This window comes from Erythrobacter sp. JK5, from assembly GCF_018205975.1.
Taxonomy (GTDB): domain Bacteria; phylum Pseudomonadota; class Alphaproteobacteria; order Sphingomonadales; family Sphingomonadaceae; genus Erythrobacter.
Genome location: NZ_CP073577.1, coordinates 2,076,506 through 2,099,769 on the forward strand (window position 1 = coordinate 2,076,506; position 23,264 = coordinate 2,099,769).

Annotated in this window: 17 protein-coding genes; 3 read left to right on the forward strand and 14 right to left on the reverse strand. The window is 63.6% G+C overall.

Annotated features, from left to right (window positions below; genetic code table 11):
• Positions 1–5 precede the first annotated feature (5 nt).
• The 10 genes from tssH to KDC96_RS10145 form a co-directional block, all read right to left on the reverse strand.
• Positions 6–2,732 (reverse strand): type VI secretion system ATPase TssH, encoded by a 2,727-nt coding sequence (tssH, locus tag KDC96_RS10100; RefSeq protein ID WP_212448318.1) that lies wholly within the window; start codon positions 2,730–2,732, stop codon positions 6–8.
• 12 nt (positions 2,733–2,744) lie between these two features.
• The gene (gene tssG / locus KDC96_RS10105) at positions 2,745–3,785 is read right to left on the reverse strand and encodes a type VI secretion system baseplate subunit TssG (protein ID WP_212448319.1); all 1,041 of its coding nucleotides are present in this window, start codon (positions 3,783–3,785) and stop codon (positions 2,745–2,747) included.
• The gene (gene tssF, locus KDC96_RS10110) at positions 3,749–5,605 is read right to left on the reverse strand and encodes a type VI secretion system baseplate subunit TssF (protein ID WP_212448320.1); all 1,857 of its coding nucleotides are present in this window, start codon (positions 5,603–5,605) and stop codon (positions 3,749–3,751) included. Before tssF ends, tssG begins: the two co-directional genes overlap by 37 nt.
• Positions 5,605–6,135: a type VI secretion system baseplate subunit TssE gene (gene tssE / locus KDC96_RS10115; RefSeq protein WP_212448321.1), complete on the reverse strand. Its 531-nt coding sequence runs from the start codon at positions 6,133–6,135 to the stop codon at positions 5,605–5,607. Before tssE ends, tssF begins: the two co-directional genes overlap by 1 nt.
• A gap of 2 nt (positions 6,136–6,137) precedes the next feature.
• Positions 6,138–6,929 (reverse strand): type VI secretion system accessory protein TagJ, encoded by a 792-nt coding sequence (locus KDC96_RS10120; RefSeq protein ID WP_212448322.1) that lies wholly within the window; start codon positions 6,927–6,929, stop codon positions 6,138–6,140.
• A gap of 24 nt (positions 6,930–6,953) precedes the next feature.
• Positions 6,954–7,436 carry a type VI secretion system tube protein Hcp gene (locus tag KDC96_RS10125; protein WP_212448323.1) on the reverse strand — a complete coding sequence of 161 codons (483 nt, stop codon included), beginning with the start codon at positions 7,434–7,436 and terminating at the stop codon, positions 6,954–6,956.
• A 46-nt stretch (positions 7,437–7,482) separates the two neighbouring features.
• Positions 7,483–8,976, reverse strand: a complete 1,494-nt coding sequence (gene tssC, locus KDC96_RS10130; RefSeq protein ID WP_212448324.1) for a type VI secretion system contractile sheath large subunit — start codon at positions 8,974–8,976, stop codon at positions 7,483–7,485.
• Between the two features lie 67 nt (positions 8,977–9,043).
• Positions 9,044–9,583: a type VI secretion system contractile sheath small subunit gene (gene tssB, locus KDC96_RS10135; protein ID WP_212448325.1), complete on the reverse strand. Its 540-nt coding sequence runs from the start codon at positions 9,581–9,583 to the stop codon at positions 9,044–9,046.
• A 100-nt stretch (positions 9,584–9,683) separates the two neighbouring features.
• Positions 9,684–10,706, reverse strand: a complete 1,023-nt coding sequence (locus KDC96_RS10140) for an ImpA family type VI secretion system protein (protein ID WP_212448326.1) — start codon at positions 10,704–10,706, stop codon at positions 9,684–9,686.
• 22 nt (positions 10,707–10,728) lie between these two features.
• The gene (locus KDC96_RS10145; protein ID WP_212448327.1) at positions 10,729–11,469 is read right to left on the reverse strand and encodes an OmpA family protein; all 741 of its coding nucleotides are present in this window, start codon (positions 11,467–11,469) and stop codon (positions 10,729–10,731) included.
• Positions 11,470–11,973: 504 nt separating this feature from the next.
• Here KDC96_RS10145 and KDC96_RS10150 point away from each other — a divergent pair.
• The 3 genes from KDC96_RS10150 (at position 11,974) to tagH (ending at position 16,308) form a co-directional block, all read left to right on the forward strand.
• Positions 11,974–14,004: a type VI secretion system Vgr family protein gene (locus tag KDC96_RS10150; RefSeq protein ID WP_212448328.1), complete on the forward strand. Its 2,031-nt coding sequence runs from the start codon at positions 11,974–11,976 to the stop codon at positions 14,002–14,004.
• Positions 14,005–14,065: 61 nt separating this feature from the next.
• Positions 14,066–14,641 carry a hypothetical protein gene (locus KDC96_RS10155; protein ID WP_212448329.1) on the forward strand — a complete coding sequence of 192 codons (576 nt, stop codon included), beginning with the start codon at positions 14,066–14,068 and terminating at the stop codon, positions 14,639–14,641.
• Positions 14,638–16,308, forward strand: a complete 1,671-nt coding sequence (gene tagH / locus KDC96_RS10160) for a type VI secretion system-associated FHA domain protein TagH (protein WP_212448330.1) — start codon at positions 14,638–14,640, stop codon at positions 16,306–16,308. Before KDC96_RS10155 ends, tagH begins: the two co-directional genes overlap by 4 nt.
• Before the next feature lie 12 nt (positions 16,309–16,320).
• Here tagH and KDC96_RS10165 read toward each other — a convergent pair whose 3' ends face one another.
• The 4 genes from KDC96_RS10165 to tssM are packed head-to-tail and all read right to left on the reverse strand — an operon-like array spanning position 16,321 to position 23,262.
• The gene (locus tag KDC96_RS10165; protein WP_212448331.1) at positions 16,321–18,552 is read right to left on the reverse strand and encodes a serine/threonine-protein kinase; all 2,232 of its coding nucleotides are present in this window, start codon (positions 18,550–18,552) and stop codon (positions 16,321–16,323) included.
• On the reverse strand, positions 18,552–19,280 hold the full coding sequence (locus KDC96_RS10170; protein ID WP_212448332.1) for a PP2C family serine/threonine-protein phosphatase: 729 nt from the start codon (positions 19,278–19,280) through the stop codon (positions 18,552–18,554). Before KDC96_RS10170 ends, KDC96_RS10165 begins: the two co-directional genes overlap by 1 nt.
• Entirely contained in the window at positions 19,277–19,789 is a 513-nt protein-coding gene (tagF, locus tag KDC96_RS10175) for a type VI secretion system-associated protein TagF (RefSeq protein WP_212448333.1), read from the reverse strand. The genes KDC96_RS10170 and tagF overlap by 4 nt, the downstream gene beginning before the upstream one ends.
• Complete coding sequence (gene tssM / locus KDC96_RS10180) at positions 19,771–23,262, reverse strand: type VI secretion system membrane subunit TssM (protein WP_212448334.1); 3,492 nt, start codon at positions 23,260–23,262, stop codon at positions 19,771–19,773. Before tssM ends, tagF begins: the two co-directional genes overlap by 19 nt.
• Between the last annotated feature and the right edge of the window lie 2 nt (positions 23,263–23,264).

The window sequence follows — 23,264 nt, forward strand, 5'->3', positions numbered from 1 at the left end:
GGCGTCTATTCGAAGTGATAGACGAACCCGCTATCCGAGGATTTCACTTCGATCCGCTTCACCTCGAGCCCGTCCATCTGTTTTTCGAGCAACTGCACAGACATTTCGGGCAGCATCGTGTTGGTCAGGATGTTGTCGATCATCCGACCTCCGGAATCGGCATCGTTGCAGCGCGAAACGATGTGTTCGACCACGTCGTCGCCATAAGCCATCTCGATCTTGTGGTTGCCTGCGATCCGTTTCACGATCCGGTTCAGCTGGAGCTCGACGATCCTGCCGAGCATCTCCTTGCTCAGCGGGAAGTAGGCGAGCTGCACCGTACGGCCGATCAGCGCGGGCGGGAACACCTTTAGCAGTTCGGGCCGCAATGCGACCGCCATCGCCTCGGGCTCGGGCGCAAGCTCGGGGTCGGCGGCCATGTCCATGATCAGATCGGTGCCGACATTGCTGGTGAGCAGGATCAGCGTGTTCTTGAAGTCGATGTAGCGCCCTTCGGCATCGTTCATGAAGCCCTTGTCGAACACCTGGAAGAACATCTCGTGGACGTCTGGGTGCGCCTTCTCGATCTCGTCGAGCAGCACCACCGAATATGGCCGCCGCCGCACCGCTTCGGTCAGCACGCCGCCCTGACCATAACCGACATAGCCCGCCGGTGCGCCCTTGAGCGTGGAGACCGTGTGCGCCTCCTGGAATTCGCTCATGTTGATCGTGATCATCGATTCCTCGCCGGCGAACAGCAGCTCGGAAAGGACCACGGCGGTCTCGGTCTTGCCGACGCCCGAGGGGCCGCACAGCATGAACACGCCGACCGGCTTGTTGGGATTGTCGAGTTTCGCACGGCTCGTCTGGATCCGCTTGGCGATCGCATCCATCGCGTGATCCTGGCCGATGACCCGCTGCTTCATTCGCTCTGCCAGGTCGAGTGTCGACTTGATCTCGTCCTTGACCATTCGCCCGACCGGGATGCCGGTCCAGTCGGCGACCACCGACGACACCGCATCGGCATCGACAACCCCGAACACCATCGGATCGTCGGCCTGCGCTTCTTCCAGCGCTTCGAGCGCAGAGGCGAGCGCGGCTTCGGCGTCGGCTTCGGACAGGCCGGCCTCGGCCTGAACCTCCTGGATCGTTTCGCCTTCCGGTGCGGGTTCCTCTCCCGGGTCATCGCCTTCGGGTGCTTCGGCTTCGCTCGCGGTCCCGCGCGCCTTGCTGAGCGCGTTGCGGGCCTCGACCACTTTCGCCAGCGCCTCCTTCTCGGCGGTCCACTTGGCCTCCGCCTCTTCGAGCGCAGCCTTCGCCTGATCTATTTCTGCCGTGATCTTGAGGTGACGATCGTCGGACCGGTATTGCGCGCCGCGTTCGCGTTCGACCACTTCCCGTTCGACCTCGAGCAGTTCGAGTTTGCGTTGCCGGTCTTCGACCCTCGCCGGGGTTGCATGCTGTGACACCGCGACCCGCGCCGCTGCCGTATCGAGCAGGCTCACCGCCTTGTCCGGCAATTGCCGCGCGGGGACATAGCGCTGCGATAGGGTCACCGCCGCATCGACCGCTTCGTCGAGCACGACGATGTTGTGATGCTCTTCCATCATCGGTGCGACCGAGCGGATCATGAGGATCGCCTTGTCGCGATCGGGCTCGGCGATGTCGACCGTCTGGAACCGCCGCGTCAGCGCCGGATCCTTCTCGAAATACTGGCGGTATTCCGCATAGGTCGTCGCGCCGATCGTGCGCAGATTGCCGCGCGCCAATGCCGGTTTGAGCAGATTGGCTGCATCCCCGGTGCCCGCCGCGCCGCCGGCACCCACCAGCGTGTGGATTTCATCGATGAACAGGATTATCGGCGTGGCAGAGCCTTCGACCTCGTCGATCACCGAGCGCAGGCGCTTTTCGAACTCGCCCTTAACACTCGCGCCCGCCTGCATCATGCCGATATCGAGCGCGCGCAAGGTCACGCCTTGCAGCGCGGGCGGAACGTCGCCCTCGGCCAGCCGCTTGGCGAAGCCTTCGACCACGGCGGTCTTGCCGACCCCGGCCTCTCCGACCAGGATCGGATTGTTCTGCCGCCGCCGCAGCAGAATATCGACGATCTGACGCACCTCGGCATCGCGGCCGATAATCGTTTCAACCTTGCCGTCGCGCGCCTGCTGGGTGAGGTCGGTCGAGAATTGCGCCAGCGCGCCGCCCTCGCCGGTCGGGCCACCGCCGTCCGCCGCTGCGCCGCTGCCATCGCTGGCCGCGCCCGCCACCTGCGTCGTCTCGGTCGAACCCTTGGTAATCCCTTCGAAATCGCGCGCCAGCCGGTTGGCATCGATCTTGCGGAATTCCAGGCTGACGTTCTGCAACGCATTGCTCAGGGTCTGGGTTTTGAGCATGCCGTAAAGCAGGTGCCCGGTGCGCACCTTGGCTGCGCCGAATTGCAGCGAGGCATAAAGCCAGCCCTTTTCGATCGCCTCCTCGATCTGCGGCGAAAAGTCCGAGATCGCGCTCGCCCCGCGCGGCAAGGCGTCAAGCGCGGCAACGGTGTCTCGCGCCAGTTGCGTGTCGTCGATATCGAAGGCGCTGCGGATCGAGGCGAGATCGTTCTGCGCGTCCTGCAGCAGGATGTGCAGCCAGTGCACCAGCTCGACATAGGGATTGCCGCGCATCTTGCAGAATCCGGTGGCGCTTTCGATTGCCTTGAGGGCCGTCGGGTTGAGGCGCCCAAACAGCGCGGAACGGCTAATCTCGGTCATTGCGTTTCCCCTCTAAATTCTTCCGGCAGCACCGAATGTCAGCGCCGACCGGCGCAGGTGGACATCGGTGCGCACATCATCGTTCGCGGCCATCTTCGGATCGGTTCCCACCCATGACGACCAGCCGAGCCGCGCATTGCCATCGAGCCGGGCAGGCTCGACCTTCGATTGCGGCAGGCACAAAGTAATGCTCCATTCGAGATGCGACGGCGCCAGCGCATCGAGCGCTTCGGCTGCCACGCGGAACAACGCGCCATCGGGTTGCAAGCGCCTGAAATCGCCCAGGTCGCGGGCGTGGATCTTCACCTCGAAATTGTCGGCCACCAGGTAGGCACGCGAGCCGATCACCGCTTCGCCGAGGCGGTTGTGCTGGGTTCCCAGCCTAGTCTGATCGCCCGGTTCGATCCGCTGCAACACCGGCACGAATTCGCGCAATCCCACCTTGAGGTCGAGCAAGTGCGCCAGCCCGCCCCGGATCGCGCCCGCGCTTCGCCGCGATGCGAACAGCGCGGCGTAGTGCAATCTCGCGACCGACGGGAACGCGCTGCGTTCATGCGAGCCTTCGGTTGCACCGGTTAGACGATCGACATAGCTCGCGAACCGATCGTGCTCGGGCCGATCGGCCTGGACCGCCGGCTGCGAAACCGCCCAGGCCCGGTAGAACAATTGCAGGAACCGACCGGCCAGCAGATCGAGGAAATCGCCGAACGGGCGGGTCTTGGCGTATCGTCTCTCATAGGCGGCGAATTCGGTGAAATGCAGCGGCAGCGGCGACATCGGTCCGGTCAGGCCGAGCCAGTATCCGCCCGCCTCCGCGCGGCCTTCCCGGATGTCGACTTCGCCCAATGTCGGTGCCGGAAAATGCGTGTGCGGAATCTGTTTCAGCCGCACGATATCCTGGTTGGGTTGTTTGCTGCGCCCGACCGGCGGCTTGTCCATCGCACGAGCCGACAGCCCGCGCACCAGCGCGAACAGGCTGAAGCGCTTTGGCACCTTCGCCGCCTTTTCGGCAAAGGTCAGATAGGCTCGCGGGTGCCGATCCTCGGCGGCCATGCAGCAACCTCCCCTTGCAGCTTGGTGTGAAAATGCGATTCGGTGAAGGAATTGACGGTCACGAAGCCCGACAGGAACCGTTCCACCACCGCGGTGAACAGGAACATCCGCGCCTGGTCGAACGCGGCATCGTCCAGCTCGATCGAAACCTTGAGTCCGCGCGCCAGAGCCATCCGCCCGAGGCCGGGCACCCTGCGGGTCACATGCTCCCCCTTGACCGACACGATCCCATCGATCTGGGACCGCATCACCGGATCGTCCGGCCGCCCGTACAGCGCGAGGTGGTTGCGCAGGATTTCGCCGTCCTTGCCCTCTTCACCGACCAGCGTCGCGTAATTGGGCGTGAGGTGTCCGATGATCCGCCAGGCCGCATCGCCCAGCCCCAGCGGCGGCAACGGCGCGCTGGGCGAACGCACCACCTTGATCGCGCGAACGGGAATTCCCCCTGCCGTAAGGTGACTGTCGCCCCCGAACTTGAGCTCCATCGGCAATTCGCGATTGGTGACCAGCGCGCGCAGCGCAAGATCGTGAATATCGTCGAGTCGCGAGGGATCGCCCGGACTTGTCAGCGAGATGTATGTCTCGGTCCCGATATAGTCCTCGCGCCCGCGCAGCCGCCGTTCCTTGCGCGACAGGCGGCGCATGCTGATGTTGGTGGTGAAGAACAACGCCGAGCGATAATCGTAAAGCAGCGATCCGAACGCATAGAGCGGCGCGACATCGCGCGGATCCTGGTTCGCACGGTCATAGGCCTGGACCTTGAGCAGGCGATAGATCTCGAAATCGAGCGGACCGTCGCGATCGGCGACAACTTTGAACTCGTGCTCGGTATCGCTGTACGGAATCCGGCTGAGTTGTTTTTCGAACAGGTTGATCGCCGGGGTGGCGTAGAGCCTGAAATTGCGCTCGCCGACCGATTGCACCAGTATGTCCGACGAGCGCGAGAACAGGAACGTGATCTCGACCGCCTTGCCGGACAGCGCGAACGCCTTGCGCAGCGAACGCAGCCGGACGAAGCGGAAGCGCTCGGGACAGGCGAAATATTCGGTCAGGGTGCGATATGCGGAAAGCGTCCGCCCGTCGGAAGGCAGCAGGCTGCAGTCGTCGTCGAATCCGTGCTGCAGCGGTGTGTCGAGCAGCGCGTATTCATCGCCGGTCGAGTCGCGCGGGCGCGCTACCACCCCGATCGTTTCGCCCACCATCTGGCGTAGCAATTCGTTGGGTACGCCTTCGCCGCCGTCGAGATAGATGTCGATCTCGTCGCATTCGACCGCCGACAGATCGATGCCCTCCTGCGGTTCGAACCGCAGGGTCAGCGCCGCCTGCGCGCGCACTCCGGCCTTGGCCGCGAATTTCGATGCCGCCGCACGACTCCCGACATACTCGGCCGAGGTCAGCCTGACCGGCCAGAGCGTGACTTCGTGCCCGGTTTCGAAGAACACCGGGGTCCTCGAACTGCCGGGTGGCTCTGCGGTCAGTCGGGTCCGGCGCGCGACCTTGTGCCCGGTGAGCAAACCCGGATCCCCCGGCGTCGGTTCGAACGCGGCGATGCAGATCGACGGCGTCGGCGCGAGATAATGCGGCTGCACCGCCTGCAGCAGGTGCTGCGTAAATTCGGGAAACTGATCGTTGATCTTGAGATGGACGCGGCTCGAAAGAAAGGCCACGCCTTCGAGCAACCGTTCGACGTAGGGATCGCGATCGGTGCTGTTGAGGCCCAGCCGGGTGGCCACGGTTTCGTGGTTTTCAGCGAATTCGAGCGATTGCGCCCTGAGGTATTCGAGCTCGGCTTCGTAGTATTCGATCAGCCGGGGATCCATTATTCGCGCACCTCGACGGTCAGACTTTCCAGATCGATGTCGGTCTTGAGCCGGATCGGCATCAGCTGCGGCCCGCCGAGAATCTCTCCTTCGATCAGGAAGCTTACCTTCCCGGGGCTGTCGGCCCGGCCCTGCGGCTCGACACGCAGGGTCTTGGGATCGAGCCGAGGCTCAAATCGGCGGATCGCGCGGCGGATTTCGCGCGCCTGTTCACGCTCGGAAGCGATGCCGTGCGAACGCCCGGCAAAATCGCGCACACCGAAATTGACTACGGAATCGCGCACCCGCGGATGGTTGGAAAGGTCCTGCGCCGACTCGAACGAAATCGTGTTGAGCAGCCACACGAGATCGCGCTTGATCGAGGCGCGGAGCGATTTCTCGGTGAAGCGCTCGACATTGGCGACCGCGAAATTGCGGAAATCCTCGCGCGCGACGGTCGGCATGTCGTTCTCCGCCGACAAACCGCCGAAATCGTTGCCCGAAACCAGCTTGTCGAACAGTGTGGGTGTCAGGCGGACCTTTGCGGGCATGGTCAGTCGCTGCGGAATTCGACCTTGCGCAGCTGCTGCAAGGGCAGTTCCGATCCATCGGAAAAGGCGAACAGGCGGTGGCCAAGATAGTGGCCCGTATGATCGTCGCCGGCCCACACGGTCGCGGTGCCGCGCACCACACCGGGATCGTCGGCAGCGTCGCTTCCGGGATAGCGGGCGGGGATGAACCCGGCCACGCGGGCTCCCTGCCTGATGCCGAATTCGGCCGGGGTCCAGATCGTGTCGCGCAGATCCTGCGCCTCGTTGATCGTCAGCGATTCGAGCTCCGAAAACGGGATCAGGCCGTAACGGCCTGCGATGATCGCTTCGGTGACCGGCCCGAACCGCGGATCGGCATCCGCGATCCAGTCGAATTCGATACCGGCGTCGGTAGTGCCGGCACTGGTCGGTGCCGCATCGAACGCCTCGGCATAAAGCGCATCGGCGTCCGCCGCGCCCTGCTGGCGCGCCTGGATCGCCTTGGCGAGCGTTTCGCCCCACTCGATCTTGGCGAGGATGGGTGCAGGCTCTTCGCCTGCAAAAACCTTTGCGCGGTGCTCCTCGGCATCCATGCACTGGTTGTAGGCAACCGCGAGCATGCGCGCTTCCGGGTCCAGCTTGGCTATGGTTTCCAGCTGGGCCTTGGCGCGTTCATATTCACCGAGCAGCGCAAAAATCTGGAAGAGGAACATGCGAACCGGGATGTCTCCCGGATTCGCACGCACCTCTTCGATCAGCTGCTTGCGAGCACCGCCGATATCGCCGGCGGCGAGCAATTCATCAGCTTGTGGCATGACATCTCAGGACGCGAGCGCGCCTTAGCCAGCCTTGTTGAGCAATACGTCGAAGAAGCCTTCGACCTTGCCTTTCGACGTGCCCTTTTCATCGCGCTGATCGTAGATCTGCTTGATCTTCGCGTAGGTCAGGCTGCCGCTTTCGTCGGCCATTTGCGAGGCCGAGAAATTGTAGGTGTTGATGACGACGTTATCGAGTTCGTATTTCAGGAAATCGATCTTCTTGTCGTCGCCGACATTCGACTGGAACGAAATTACGCCCTTGGGAATGACCTTGCCGGAGGCACACGCCTTGAACAAGGACACCGACGTTTTGTCGACTTCCTTGGTGAAGGCGATGTCACCCATATTGGCCTGGCCCTTCGAGACGGTTTTCGAAGCATTGTTGTACGACGACGAGTTGAAAGCGGAAAAGCTGCAACTGGACAGCTTGATCTCTTTCTCGTGGCCATCGTCTGTCGCTTCGCCCTCAATGCCGTCAAGCTTGAGGAATGACGAGACTTCCATTTCATTTCTCCATTAATTCGAGTGAATTAGTGAAACCCAGGCAAGGTTATCCTTGTCCTTGGGGAAGCTGCGACACCATACTGACGCTCACATCCATGCCTTCCAACTGGTGGTGCGGCACGAACAGGAAGCGACTCTTGTAGTAGCCCGGATTCTCGGGATCCGCTTCTACTGTGACTTCGGCCCGCTTGAGCGGCAAGCGTGCCTTTGTTTCTTCCGACGACGAATCCGGATCCGCCGTCACGTACTGGTGAACCCAGTCGCTCAGATCGGCCTGCAATTGCGGGCCTTCGCGCGTTCCGCCGACCCAGTCGCGCACCATGCACTTGAGATAGTGCGCAAACCGGCAGCTTGCGAACAAATAGGGCAGGCGTGCCGCCAGCCGGGCGTTCGCGGTGGCGTTGGGATCGTCGTATTTCGCGGGCTTGTGCACGGTCTGCGCGCCGATGAAGGTCGCGTCGGTCGTGCCCTTGCGGTGGATCAGCGGCAGCAGGCCAAGCTCGGACAGCTCGGCTTCGCGGCGATCCGAAATCGCCACTTCGGTCGGGCATTTCTGGTCGACTCCGCCTTCGTCGGTGGGGAAAGTCGCCATCGGCAGGTCGTTGACCGTGCCGCCCGATTCCACCCCGCGGATCCGGGTGCACCAGCCGTATTCGCGGAACGCGGCGTTGATGCGCACGCCCATCGCATAGGCGGAATTGACCCACAGATGCTTGTCGTGTTCGCCGTTGGTGACTTCCTCGAACTCGAACTCCTCGATCGGGTTGTCCTTCATCGAGTAGGGCTGGCGACCGAGAATGCGCGGCATCGTCAGCGCCAGATACTTGCTGTCGTCGGACTTGCGGAACGCGTTCCACGCCTGGTGCTCGGTCGTGTCGAAGCGATTGGCGAGATCGCGCGGATCGGACACTTCGGTCCAGTCGTCCATCCCGATCAGGTTCGAATCCGCCGCCGCGATCATCGGTGCATGCGCGGCCGCCCCGATCCGGGCCAGGCCCTTCATGATGTTGAGGTCCTTGGACGTGTGATCGAACTGCAGATCGCACACGAACGCGCCGTACGGCGTGCCGCCGAGCTGGCCGAATTCATGCTCGTAGATCTTCTTGAACAGCGGGCTCTGGTCCCACGCAGTTCCGCGATATTGCTTGAACATCGAGGACAGTTCGGACCGGCTGATGTTGAGCACGCGGATCTTCAGATCCTGCCCGGTCTCGCTCCCCGAAACGAGGTAATCGAGACCACGCCATGCCGATTCCAGCTCCTGGAATTCGGGATGATGCATGATCGCGTTCATCTGGTCCGAAAGCTTGCGGTCGATTTCGGCGACCATCCGGTCGACGGTGGAGAAGACGTCGTCGCCCATCTTCACGGCACCCGACAGCGCCTGTTGCGCCAGGGTGGCAACCGCTTCCTTGATCTTGTCGCGGCTATCGTCCGTCCGCGGCTTGAAATCGCGCTGGATCAGTTCGGAGAAATCGTCGAACGCGATCGCCTCCTGAGCTTCCTGCCCTTCCTTCAGTTTGCCCGCATCAGTCGCCATGTAATCCTCCGTATCCCACCGTATTCACCGCACAGCCCATTGAACGGGCCGTGACCGGAACAGGTGCTTACTCCTCGGTTTCCGCCGCGTCGGCCGTGGCCTCGCCTTCGGCCTCGCTCTTCGCTTTCGCTTCGCTCAACGCCTTCAACAGGTTCTCGTCCTTGAGCACCTTGTCGAGCAGTTCGGTCGCGTTCTGCTTGCCATCCATCATGATGAGGAGGTCGTTGAGCTGCTGGCGCGCCTCGAGCAGCTTGGCCAGCGCCGGAACGTTTTGGGCAATCTTGCCGGGCTCGAAATCGTCCATCTTCTTGAACGTGAGGTCCACACCAAGCTTGCCTTCGCCTTCGATCTCGTTGTCGACGAGGAAGGCGGCGCGCGGCGAAATGGCCGCCATGCGCTTGTCGAAATTGTCGATATCGAATTCCGAGAACTCGCGGTCCTTCAGGTCCTTCTTGGCGACTTCGCTCTTGCCCGAAAGGTCGGACATGACACCCATCACGAATGGCAGTTCGACCGACTTGCGGGCCCCGTAGGTTTCGACATCGTACGAGATATGCACGCGCGGCGAACGATTCCGGCTAATGAATTTCTGCCCTGAATCTGCCATTGAGACTTCCCCCTTCAGCTGGTTGCAGTTCCGGGAACGCCGAAACCGCCGTCAATTCGACTCGGACGCGAACCCGGGAAGTTTTTGTTATTAATGAGCATCATTCCATATCATCCCGCTCAAGCAAAACGTTTTTCGCATCATCGACGCTGTTGGGAACGATGTCTTCGAGTATCTCCATGAAATCCTTGGTAACCCAGCCGCGCAGCCGCGCAACTGCAACCTTGAGCGGATGCCCCGGTTCGGCCCGCATGTAATATTGTTCGACCGCGGTCAGGGCCTTGATCACGTCATCGCGCGAGCGCACCGCGCCTCCGAACGCGGCCCCGCCATCTCCGATCGGGCCTGCCGCATCGCCTGACCCGGCGTCCTCGCCTCCGTCGCCGTCGTCTCCCGAATCGAGCCCGGCGAGCTTGGCGAAAGCGGTTTGCACCACCTCGATGAAGTCGCGCGTGGTCGAAAAATCGGGAACCTCGGCTTCGCCCTTCTCGCGCAGCGCGGTCTCGATCCGGTCGATCGAAGCCTGATAGGACGCCAGCAGATCGACGATCGCGGCCTTGCCGTCGTCATCCATCTGGTCGAGCATCCGCATGATCTCGGGGTAGGCTTCGGCAGAAGCGCCCAGGTCCTCGGCTTCGCGCAGCTGGTCGGCGGTCACCCGCGAGCGCCCGTCGTCCAGTATCGGCAGCTCGAGAAACGGCAGCGCGAACGCGCCGCGCTTGGCCAGATCCTCGCAGATCAGCGGACGGCCAGCCGGGCCGTAATCGCCGTCCGGCGTGGGATAGACGTGGTCCCAGTGATCCTCGAGCAAGCCGGCCGCGTATTGCAGGCCGCGATCGACGACAGCCGGATCGCGCATGACGAACCCGCACCGGGCGTACGCCACGCCGAGAAACAGATCCTTGGTCTTGTCGCTCAGTTCCTCGATCAGCGCGAGAATCTCTTCCCAGTCGACCGGAGCCGGCTCGGGATCGCCCTCTTCCAGTTCGACGACCTTGGCGTCGATCGGGAAGTTGATTTCAAACGCGGTACGGAGCCGGTCGAATTCGAGGCTCTCGTCCATGTCTTCGCCGGCCGGAGCATCGTCCGACACCGGCGCCAGCAATTCCTCAAGCGATTTCACGAGCCCCCATATCCCTGTCGAATCAGTCGACAATAACGGCTTCGACCCGTTGGTTGACCCGGTCGGTCGGCTTGGTGTCGTCCAGCGGTTGCGCGCTGCCATAGCCTTCCGATAGCAGCTGGTCGGCGTTGACTCCGGCCTCAATCAGCGCTTCGCGGACTGCGGCGGCACGCGCCTGGGACAGCGGCAGGTTGATCGTATCGCTGCCGGTCGCGCTGGCATGCCCTTCGATCCGCAGTTTCAGCGGCTTGCCGGCGGTCTGCGATTCCTGGAGCACCTGCACCAGGCTGGCGATTTCCGATTTCGCCGCCTCGGTAAGCTTCGACGAACTGGTCGCGAAGGTCACCAGCAATTGCGAGCGCCCGCTCATCTTGGCCTTGATCTCGTCGGTCACCTCGACCGCAGGGGCTGCGGTGACGCCGCGACCGGCGGTGCGCGTGGCGGGGATGCTGCGAGCGCGCGTGACGCGGCTCGAACGGTTCGCCGACTCGACTCGGCGCGAAGCAGTCGGACTGGTGACTGCTGCCGTCGTAGCCCGGCGCGCGGCGCGGATATCGGCCGATCCCATCAGGCCGCTGCGCGATTCCTGGCCATCGATGGTTTCGGGCTCGCGCTCGTCTTCGGCTGCAGCGACTTCGCCGCAGATATCGAGCAGGTCGCAACGCATCTGCGCGACACGCTCGGGATCGGCTTGCTGCGCGCTGGCAGCCGACGAGGCACCCAACGCGATTGCAACAGTCAGAATTGATACGGAAAATTTCATCACACAGCTCCACAAAGCAGCGCGCCCCTAAAGCTGGGAGCGCAGATTTCTACATGCGGCCGGCGGGGCCTCTGAACGACCCTCTGCAATTACCATAGGGGTATCAGCTTGTGCCCTCCGAGACAAGTTGAACGAGCCCTCCGCGCCGCAGTGCGTCGGCGGTGTCCCAAATCAAGCCATTCGCGCCGCAAAACTGAAAGCGGTGAAACCGATCCGACCCTGCTTGTAAAGCAGTATCAGGAATTTAGTTTACAGTAATCAGTCGATTACAGCGCACGAAACCCTGCAGGTCGGCCCGACATGCGCGGAAAGGTCCCTGGGCAGGGACTTTCGCTGCATCGCCACCGTCCCCGTGCCGACGAATACGATTCTCTTTGCTTGTGAAATGGAGCGCTTATTGCTTATCTATAGGCAACCGATTGGCGTGTTTGGCGCCCCCATCGCAATGGGCAGGACGTAACGGCGTCCTCAGGTCGCAAGCTCAAATGGTTCATGGAGACCAATATGACGACCCAGAGGCAACCCGAAGGCGGTGGAAGCGCGTCCGAACATCGCGAGACGCGAATTATCGCCGGTCTCGGCGGTGAGCAGGTCGAATTCCTCGGCATGACCACGCGCGAGGCGATCTCCGAACCGTTCGAGGTCGAACTCAAGATCGTGGCGACCTTGAAAGAGATCGATTTCTCGTCGCACCTGGGTGAAAACATCGCGATCGAGATGTCCGAAGAGAACAAGCCGGTCCGGTTCGTCAACGGCATCCTGACCGAGTCTGTGTTCCTGCGCGAAGAGCTCGACGGCTATTATTACAGCCTGACGCTTCACCCGTTCACCCATTTCATGGACAGCCAGCACGGCTTCGCGATCTATCAGGAGCAGTCGGTCGTAGACATCATAAAGGACGTGTTTCAGCGCGCCGGCATGAGCACTGGCGACTACGATCTGCGCCTCGCCGGCTCCTACCCGCAATACGAATACTGCGTGCAATACGCCGAAAGCGACTTCAATTTCATCTCGCGGCTGATGGAACAGGAAGGGCTCTACTACTGGTTCGAGCATAGCGATTCCAAGCACGTCATGGTCATCTGCGACAAGGCCAGCAAGCACAAGGCCGGCAAGGTCGAGACCCTGACCTTCAATCCATCCGCAACCTCGACCCTGTCGTATCGCGTCGGCGAAGGACTGGGTGGCCAGCACATACTCGAAGCCTGGACCGAGCGGGTCTCCAGCTCGGGGCACGAACGCGTTTCCCTGCGCGACTATGATTTCAAGAAACCGGACAAGGCAGTCGACGGGACGGCGACCGACAAGAAGCAGCACCCGCACGACTCCAAGGAATTTTACGATTACCCGGGGCGTTTTATCGAGGAGAACGAAGCCAAGCGGTACAGCCAGGTGCGGCTCGAGGAATTCCGTGCGCTGCGCCGGACCTTCACCGGCCAGACCAGCGCAAAGGGCATTTGCGCGGGCGACACGGTCAAGATCGACAACCACCCGACCGACTGGTTCAACGGCGAATTCCTGATCATCTCGACCTTCCATTCGCTGCGTTCGCAAGGGTACCATTCGGGCACCGGCAATCGCGATCACGACACGGTCAATTTCATCGCCATCCCGGCCGAGACGCAGTATCGGGCGCGGCGCCTGACGCCCAAGCCGCGCGTGATCGGAGTCGAGTCGGCGATCGTCACCGGCCCGGCCGGCGAATCGATCTACACCGACGAATACGGCAGGATCAAAGTGCGCTTCCACTGGGACCGCGCCCAGACGCAGGACGAACAATCGACCTGCTGGATTCGCGTGTCGCAGACCGGTGGTCTCGGCAACGTGATCCTCCCGCGCGTCGGCCACGAAGTGCTGGTCGATTTCCTCCACGGCGATCCCGACCAGCCGGTGATCACCGGGCGCGTGTTCAACCAGGAGCACATGCCGGTCTACGATCTCCCCGCGAACAAGACCCGCGCGCTGTGGCGGACGCTGTCCTATGGCAACATGAATCCGTCCTACCCGCAGGCCGAGAAGCTCGACACCGGCGAACCGAAGGCCAACGAGATCCGGTTCGAGGACAAGGGCGGAGAGGAAGAAATCTTCGTCCATGCCGAGCGCGATATGAACGTCCGCGTCCGCTACGACATGACCCGGCACGTGGGGCACAACGAAGAGATCAAGGTCTTTTACGACAGCGATCGCTACGTGAAGAACGACGAGAAGGAAAAGATCGACGGCAACCGCGAATACGAACTGAAGAAGAACGAAAAGAACACCATCACCGAGGGCAGTCGCACCACCACGATCAACAAGGGCGACGACACGCTCACGGTCGACATGGGGAACATTTCGATCAAGGCCAGCATGGGCAAGATCAAGATCGAGGCCTTTCAGGAGATCGAGCTCAAGGTCGGGAAGAGTTCGCTCAAGCTCACCCAGACCAATCTCGATGGCAAAGCGCTCATGGCGAATTTCAAGGGCGACGCGATGACAGAGGTTTCCGCAGGTGGCATTTTGACCGAAAAGGGCGCGCTGATTAAGATCAATTAGGGCGGTTGCTGGATAGGGGGCATATGCCGGGGATACGACCAGCATCACGGCGGGAACGATCATGACCGAGTGGACCATCGTCTTGTGGAGCGCCGCGCGCCAGATTGCCGAAGAGGCAAACCTGCCGCGGTCGGCCTGGCCCGACGACGACGTCGCGCCGCAGGATTTCTTCAGCAGCCTGCGCAAGGGCAACGATCCGGTCATGGCGCTTGCCTACGCCGCGGCCGCCCTGCCCAAGCTGGAGGCGATCGACTGGGCCCTGCATGCCTTGCCCGACCTCGACGAAGCCGACCCCGATTACGCGCGCCGTCGCCTGCTGCGCGATGCCGCGTATCGCTGGGTTGGCGAACCCGACGACGACAACCGCCGCGCCATGTACGACCTCGCCGATGCCTCGAGCGGCGAATGGCCCGAAACGCTGATCGGTCTCGCGATCTTCTTTTCGGGCGGCTCGATCGGGCCCGAGGAAAACAGCCCGGTCACCGTCGACGCCAATATCTGCGCCAGCCTGATCGGCGGGGCGCTGCAAGCGGCCATGGCGGAATACATCCGGAGCCACCCCGAATTCGCGTCCCGGGCGCTCGATCTGGCGGACAAGGTCGCGAGCCGCGGTCGCGAGGCACTTGCCACGACATGACGCTGACTCTCAGAATCGTGAATCGAACGGCGCTGGAAAACGGCAGCCCGACCGAACTGGTGCTGCGCGATCGCGGTGCCATCATCGGACGCTCGATGACCTGCGAATGGTCGCTGCCCGACGATACCCGGACGCTTTCCGGTCGGCACTGCGAAATCCAGTACCGCCAGGACGACTATTTCCTGATCGACGACAGCACCAACGGCACCTTTCTGGGCGACTCGGCCGAACGGATCGCCGGTGCGCACAAGATCGGCCCGGGCGAGCGCTTCAGGCTGGGACCCTACATCATCGAGGCGCGCCTGTCCGGCCCGGCGCTCGAGCGGTATCGCAGCGCCGAGGCAGCGGTAGAGGAATCGCGCAAGGGCCCCGAGTTTCTCGGATGGGACGATGTCCCCGGCACGCGCCCTTCCGCCCAGAAACCCGCCCCGCAGGAATTCGCCGCCGATGGCGGCTGGGAAATGCCCGGCGCAGCGCGGGAACGCTCTTCGGGGTGGTCCGAAGACGACAGCAAATCGACCCACGAACCGAGCGCCGACGACATCTTCGATACGTTTGCCGGGTCGAACAAGGTCGACTGGTCGAACGCCTCGTGGACGGTCGATCCTAAATTCGATCCCTTCGCCGTCGGACCCGATACCGAAGGCGGCGGGTTCGCCCCGCTGGCCCCGCAGAAACCGCCGCCGGACGACGGGTTCGCTCCGATCGAACCGGGCATACGCGGACATGACAACAGCAGCGGCGACTTTCCGGAACCGAGCCGCGATCCATTCGGCGGACCGCTCAATCCGGGCGAACAGGCCGCAACGGCTTCGGACCCGTTCGGAGGGCCGCTCGACGGCGGGGCGCAACCGGCTCCCGCCTCCGACCCGTTCGGCGGTCCGTTGGGCGGAGAATCCGCGCAGCCGACCGGCAAGGACCCGTTCGGCGGGCCGCTCAATGGCGCGCCTCCAGACGATCCCCCGGCACCGCTGCCGGATCTCGACACGACCGTCCCGCCGCGCAGCCCGCAGGACCCCGTAGCGCAGCAGGCCGCTCCGCCGCAGGAGCCACAGGCAGCACCGGTCGCAGCGCCCCCGTCCGTCCCGCCCGACGCGGTCTATGCCGCGCTGCTCGGGGCGATCGGCGTGCCTTCGAACCAGGTCGAAACCAGCCCTGACGAGGCCGCGGCGAAAGCGGGCCGGATGCTGCGCCATCTGCTCGCCGGACTGATGATCCTGCTCGAAGCGCGGGCCAGGGCCAAGGACGAGATGGGCGCGAGCGCCACGCAATTGCGTTTCGACGGCAACAACCCGCTGAAATTCGCCCGCAATGTCGACCAGGCCCTGCAGATGATGCTCAACCCCAAGCTGCGCGGCTATATGGAAGCCGAGCAGGCGATCGAGGATTCGTACCGCGATCTCCAGGCGCATCAGATCGCCACGCTGAAGGCAATGCAGGGGGCGCTGCGCGAGACGATCAACCGCTTTTCGCCCGCCGCGATCAGCGAGCGTACCGAAAGCAGCGGATTGCTCGCCAAGGTGCTGCCGGGCCAGCGCGAGGCGGCGCTGTGGAAGGCCTATGAGAAGCAGTTCAGCGGCGTGGCGCAGGGATCGGCCGAGGCGTTTCTCGAAGTCTTTTCGAAAGAATTCCGCAAGGCGTACGAAGACGCCGTCAACACCGATTGAGCGGCGCTGCGATCAGTCGGCCTGCTGGTCCTCTACCGAGAACCACACCGCATCGGCTTTCCACCCATTGGCCTGCGCGCTCTGGCGGAACCGGGTGGCCCAGGCCTCGTCGAATTCGGTTCCGCGCCCGACCAGATCGCCCGGCAAGGCCGATCCGCCGGTCAGCACGATTGCGCCATAGCTCTGCTTTCCGCTGCCCTCGAATGTAAGCGCGAAGGGCAACACGAATCCGCGCTCGGTCTTGTTGCCCTGCATCTGGTTCGCCAGCCCTTCGAGCGAAGCCCGCGTCGGCTCGAGCGCTTCGATCCCGTCGGCGGTGTTCCAGCCGAGGAAGGCAACTTCCTCGTTGGCCCCGAGATTGTCGATGCGGATCACGACCCGCGCATAATTCTGCTCTTCGAGTGACGACCCGTCGGCCAGTGTGATCGCCTGGCGTTTGGCTTCGTAGACGTCCTGCGGGGTCGAAATCAGCGGCTGCGGACTGCGCACTTCGCGCAGCGCGTCGAGCGCCGCACAGTTTTCCGCCGTGAACCGCACCACATCGCTGAGGTCGATCGAAAACGAGGAAGCACCCGCACCTTCCAATGCATTGAGCAGGCTAGTCTGTGCGGCTGCAGGATTGGCTGCACCGCCAACGAACCGCGCGGTGTTCCCGCTCGATCCGTCATAGGTGAGCCACGCGCACTCGATCCCGTCGATCGCCCGCTGCGCAAGCTGTTCGAACTGCGGACTGCCGAGCGCGATCGCGGCGCCTTGCGCACCCGCCTGCCCTTGCCCGGTGCCTGCGCCCTGGGCGGTGCCATCGCTGGGCGGTGGCACATCGCCTCCGCCGAGGTTGGCCACCACCACGATCCCGACGACCGCCAGCAACACCGCCGCAACCCCGCCCCCGATCAGAGCCACGCGGTTCTGCGCGATGCCATCGGGCAGGGCCCCCTTGAGCGATCCGATCATTCCGGCGAGCGCACCGCCCGTCGGCTTTCCTTCCCCGTCGGATCCGGCGCCATCCGGCTTGAACCGGGTCGCATCGCCGGCAGCAGAGAGCGGTTCGAAGCCGGTCGCCGCCGCGTCGCCCGATGCCTCGCGCAGCCGTAGGTTGAACTCCGCCATCGATTGCGGCCGATTGGCCGGATCGGGTTGCAGCGCCATCTCGAACGCGGCGTGAAAGCGCGGCGAGAGGTCCGACAGGTCCGGCACCGACTGGCGCTTGCGCACAGCGTCAGACAGCGATCCGCCCATGTCCGAAGGTTTTCCCGCCGCCAGCGCACGCAGGGTCAGCGCGAGGCTGTAGATATCCGACCACGGCCCGACATTGCGATCGTATTCGCCGAGCTGTTCGGGGGCGACATACTTGAGCTTGCCCGCAAACCCGTCGCCCACGATCGTCGCGCCGCTATCGGTCGCGTCCTTGGCGATCCCGAAATCGATGATCTTGGGCCGCGCCGGATCGCCTTCGGCCAACAGGATGTTGTCCGGGGCAATGTCGCGGTGGATCGCGCCGAGGCTGTGCGCAGTGCCGAGACCAGCCGCGAGCTTCTGCGCGAGGTCGGCGAATTCGTCGTCGGTCAGCTTGATCGAGCCGAGCCGGTCTTCGAGACTCGGCCCGTCGATGAATTCGGTCACCAGGTAGGGACGCCCACGATCGTCGCGCGCGGCCATGCGGTACGGCACGATTGCTTCGTGATGCAGCCGCGTGAGCATTTCGGATTCTTTGGCGAACATCGCCGCGACCAGCTCATCCTGCGCCATATGCGGCAGCATGACCTTGATCGCCACCCGCTCGGAAAGCTGGTGGACATTGCGTGCCTCGTAGACTTCGCCCATCCCGCCGCGCGCCAGAAACCGCTCGATCCGGTAAATGCCGTTGAGCACGTCGCCCTTGGTGAATTGCTGATCGCCTCGCGGCCCTGCAGGCGCGGGTGGAGGCGGCGCAGGGGAGGGCGCGGGCGCTGGGGGCGGAGGCGATGTCGGGGGCGGTGACGAAGCGGGCGGAACGGAGGGCCGGATCTCGGTCGGTTCGTGACCCGCAGCGGGCGGAGGCGGCGACGGCCGGATCTCGGTCGGCTCGTGACCGGCACCAGGATCAGGGACCGGCTCGGAAGGCGGCTCGGGCGACGATTCGTCCGTGACATCGGGCGCGTCCGACGGCTCGGGCGGCGGCTTCTTGCCACCCCCGTCAGCCTTCCCGCCACCACCCTTCGGCTGGTAGACGGTGCGATCATCATCGCCGGTGTCGTCGCCCATCAATCGATACTTCCGATTTCGACCACGATTGCGGTCACATTGTCCGGTGCGCCTTTGGCATGCGCGCGCGCGATCAATTCGTCCACCGCCTGCTGCGGATCGGGCAGCGCCATCAACCTCCGGATATCGTCTTCGGGCACCGGCCCGCTCAAGCCGTCGCTGCACAGCAGGAAGCGATCGCCGGGTTCGGCCTCGTCCTGCACGATATCGACCTGAACCTCGGGTTCGACACCGAGCGCGCGAGTGAGCACATGCGACATCGGGTGCCCTTTGGCATCGGCCGGCGAGAGGATTCCCTGATCGAGCAGGTCCTGCACATGGGTGTGATCAACCGTCAGCTGGAACAGCCCGCCCTGCCGGAAGATGTAGGCGCGGCTGTCTCCGACCCACACAATCGCGAACCGGCGGTCGCGCAGCACCAGCCCCACTGCAGTGGTTCCCATTTTCGAAACCGCCTGCTGCTCGGCCAGCTGCGCCAGCGACGCGTTCACATTGTGGACCTGATCGGCAACCCGCGTCACCGCGTGTTCGAAATCGGGCGGCGCAACGAACGTTTCGAAGGCCGCTGCCGCTGTCTGCGAGGCCAGCGCGCCGTTTTCGTGCCCGCCCATTCCGTCGAACACCAGCCACAGCCCGCTCGCATCGTTGAGGTAGTACGAATCCTCGTTGTGCGGACGCACGAGGCCGGGATCGCTCCGGCCAAAGCTCTTGAAGGCATAATCGATCACGCGAAATGCTCCCGCACCTGTGCCCACGACGCAACGGCAGATGGCGAAGGAAGGCGCGGGTCGGCGCCCTCGGGCAGGAACCAGTCTTCGCCGCCGTTGTGCAAGACCGCACCATCTCGCTCGATCCCCGCGAGGGTTTCGTGCAGCCGATCCCCATCGCTGCGTGCCTCGAGCGCCTCGATCAGCGCATCGTAGATCGCTTGGGTGCGCATCTGTACCGGACAGATCGCGAGGATCGGAAACAGGCGTCCAACCGCGTCGACGCTCGGCATCAGCACCGCGTTCGCCCCCGCCCCCTCGAACAGCCACGGCGCAGCACATTCGTACGCCTCGCCGAAATCATCGCCGAGCTGCGTGCGGCCGAGATCGAGCCAGTCGCTCATCCAGCGATCGAGCGGGCCGCGCAACGCATGGCCGATCCCGCGGGCAAGGAAGTCGCCGTGGCCCGGAATCTTTCCGATTATCGCGGGGAGATCGATCGCGCTCCGGATCACAGCTTCTGCGGACACTGCACCGACCACAGGCCGCCTCCGCTGAACGGATTCAGGTCCTCCGGAAACGAAACCACGAATTTCGCCCGTCCCGGCCCCGGGTTGAAGACCGCTTCGATCTCGGTCTCCGAAAGGTTGCTGATCCGCGCCCGGTCGAACATGCGAAACAACGACCAGGGCCCCTTCTTGGTGTCGCGAAAAATCACCGATTCGATCGGATCGAGTCCCTCGATCCCCTGGTTTTCGTAGATCTTGATTTCCGACGATTGCACCATCCCGCCACCCAGTTGCCAAACGATCTGGTTGGTCGAATTCCCGTCGAGATCGAATTGCAGCGGGATCCCGCCGGTAATGAGTTCGACGCGGCTGACCTTGGCACCGAGATCGGACAGCTCGATGCCCAGCGGCAGCCCCTCGCTCAGCGCGCTGGAGAGTGCAGCGGCCTTCTGGAAGTTGCCGGGAGCGGCGGGATTGAACTCGGCTGTCACAGGATCCTGGCTGTTCCAGCGCCAGTAATCACCGTCGCGATCGAGATACGGACCGAGCCTGGCACTGACGAACTGGGTCACCTGGCCGCCGGCACCGAATGCCCCGCGAACGTCACCGACGCTGGCGTCGGCGGCAGAACTTCCATTGAAAGGATACTTGCCTTCGACCGCAGCCTCGCACGAAGGCGCCACGGTCTCGGCGTAGTACTGGGATGCCTGCGTGGTGAGCGTCTGGTCGCCTGCGCTTTCCCCGCCTTCGGCGACCTTCTGTGCGAAATTCTGAACCAGGTCGGGCACTTCGAGCGCGGCCACTTCCAGCGGAGCGATGGCTTGCGCGATCGCGGCGGCGGGGCTGTCGGAGGTCCGCGAACGCTGCGCCTCGCGCACCCGGGTGAAGGTTTGGCGCACGATATCGATAAACGCGTCGATCTCGCCCGGTTCCTCGCCATCTCCAACCCACGCGTTGACCTCGCTGAAGTGCTGGGCGATCTGGGCGTCGGCGGTCAGTCCGCGCGCCGCGTTGGACGCGCCACCGAGCCGCGTGGCGACCCGCGCAAAGCGGTTGCGGTTGACCCGTTCTTCGAGCATGCGCCCGCCCTCTTCCTCGAGCGAGTTGTCGAACGTCGTGTTCTTGCGGACTTCTTCCAGCACCAACTTGAGCGGGGAAACACCCTTGGTGAAGGCGCTGAACGCGCGCGGATCGTTGAAGTAGTCCGCCGCCTTGAGCGAATCGATAACCTTCTGCCACTGTTCGATATATTCGTTGGCATAGGCACCGGCGATGCCGCCATCGAGGTTGCCGAGCTCGCGCTGGATGCTCGCGGTTTCGGAATCCTCGCCCAGCACCCACAGCTCATCGCGCAGATCCCGCCCGATCAGTTCCTTTTGCAGGCGGTAGGCATTGAAGCCTTCGAGCGTGAAGAAGTACGGGACATTGAGCGCCATCACTTCTTCGGGATTGGCAAAGGCGGCTGCATCGCCGGGCTGGAGGATGTCGCCCATCATCCAGTCCTTGGACGGATCGGCCGCCTTCGCCCGCATGATGATGTAGGCACGCTGGGCGAGGCTCATCGTACCCACGCTGGCGCGCGAAGCGGCAACCAGATCGGCGTCGAGCGGCGCACGCTGTCCGGCCCAGCTCTGCGAAATCTTGGGATCCTCGACCAGCGCCTGCAAATGGTTGCCGAGCCGGGTCCGCAGTCCTTCGTACTCGGCTCCGGGATATTGTTCGTAAGCCCAGTCGCGGCCTAGATATTCGGTCACGGCCTCGCCGTCGATCTGGCCCTGGGGAGCGGCCCCGCCCAGCATCAGATAGACCTTGAGCGGTTCGTAAAGCGCAACCGGATTGTTCATTTCCTGCTGCATCTTTTCTTCGAGCCGCAGGAACACGCGCGGCAACAAGATGCGCCTCAGCGCTGTGCGATATGCCTCTTCGTTGCGGCGGCTCAGGCCCCACTGGAACAGGCCCCAGCGCATCCACAGCGAAGGGCTGCCCTGCTGCCGCGCGGCATAGCCTTCGGGCAGGTTGCGCAGCTGGTCGAGCAGCGGAACGAGCTGTTCGAGCGGAGTGTCGCTGCCGCCGACCCGGACCAGATCGGCGCGCATCGCATCGCGCTCCTGTTCGATCTCCGCCGCGGCGATCTCGGTCTGGTTCTGGAAGTCGCGATTGCCGAAGAAGCTGACCGTCCAGAGAGCGATCGCAAGCAGGCTCAGCGCCGCGATTCCGCCGACCATCGCGGTCAGCCGGATCTGGCGTTTGCGAACTAGCGCCGGATCGGACACCGGCAGGCCCGCTTCGCCAAAGGCCACATCGGTGAGCAAGCGGTTGAGGAAGTAGGCCTTTCCGCCTTCGCGGTTCGCCGCGTCGTCGCGGCTGTAGGCCTGCGATACCCCTTCGAGAATCCGGTCGATCGCGCTCCCGTCCTGGGTCCCGGACGTCAGGTAGAAACCGCGCAAGACGCCGCTCGGCCGATCCTCGTTGATGAATGCGCCTTCGACCAGCCGATGCAGTGCCGGTCGTAAAGCGTGGACCTGTCCCGGAAATCCGAGAATGAGCCCGCGCCTGCGCATGTCCTTCTCGTCCTCGAGCCGTTTGGGCATGCGCGCGGCCAGATCGTTGGCGAACTGATCGAACGCGCTGGTCACATCCTCCGAAGACACCCGCCTTTGCGGCCAGTCGAACGTGTGCCCGACCACGGCGCGGCGTCCATCGACGTCGAGATCGCCGAAAAACTCGGTCAACCCGGCGAGCAGATCGCTCTTCGTGATGAGCAGGTAGACCGGCAATTCAGTCTCCAGCGTCTCGCGGATTTCACGCAGTCGCCGCCTGACGATCGCCGCGTGCTCGTCGATCACCCGCACGTCTCCGCGCAACAGGTCGTCCGCCGGAATCGCGACGAACACCCCGTTGACCGGCTCGAACGGACGATGCTTCTTGAGCATCTGGAGCAGCCGCGTCCAACCGGCGCTGTCTACGTCGCGGTCCGAATCCTGCGTGGTGTAACGCCCCGCCGTATCGACCAGCACGGCCTCTTCGGCGAACATGAAGTCGAGGTTTCGCGTGCCGCCGGTACCCTGCAGCGTCTGGTCGGAAAACGGGAAGCGCAGCCCGGAATTGACCAGCGCGGTGGTCTTGCCGGCACCCGGCGGGCCGATGATGACGTACCACGGCAGCGAATAGAGATAGTTGCGCTTCTTGCCGCTGGCCTTGCGCAGCGCTTTCAGCGCTTCGGCCATGCGCTGTTGCACCGCCGCTGCTTCCTCGTCGCCCGGATCGGGGCCGGCCAGCTCCTTGGCCAGCGCGGCCTCGGCCTTCTTGGCGCGCCAGCGACGGATAAAGAACCACAGCAGCCACAAGGCGACAAACCCGCCTGCGAAGGTCAGCCGAACCCACAGCGGCTGCATCCACTCGACGAACAGCGGCAGGCCGACCGAACACAGCAGGATCAGCAACAGGATCATGCCGATCGAGATCGTCCACCAGCTCGTGAAGAACTTTTTCATCG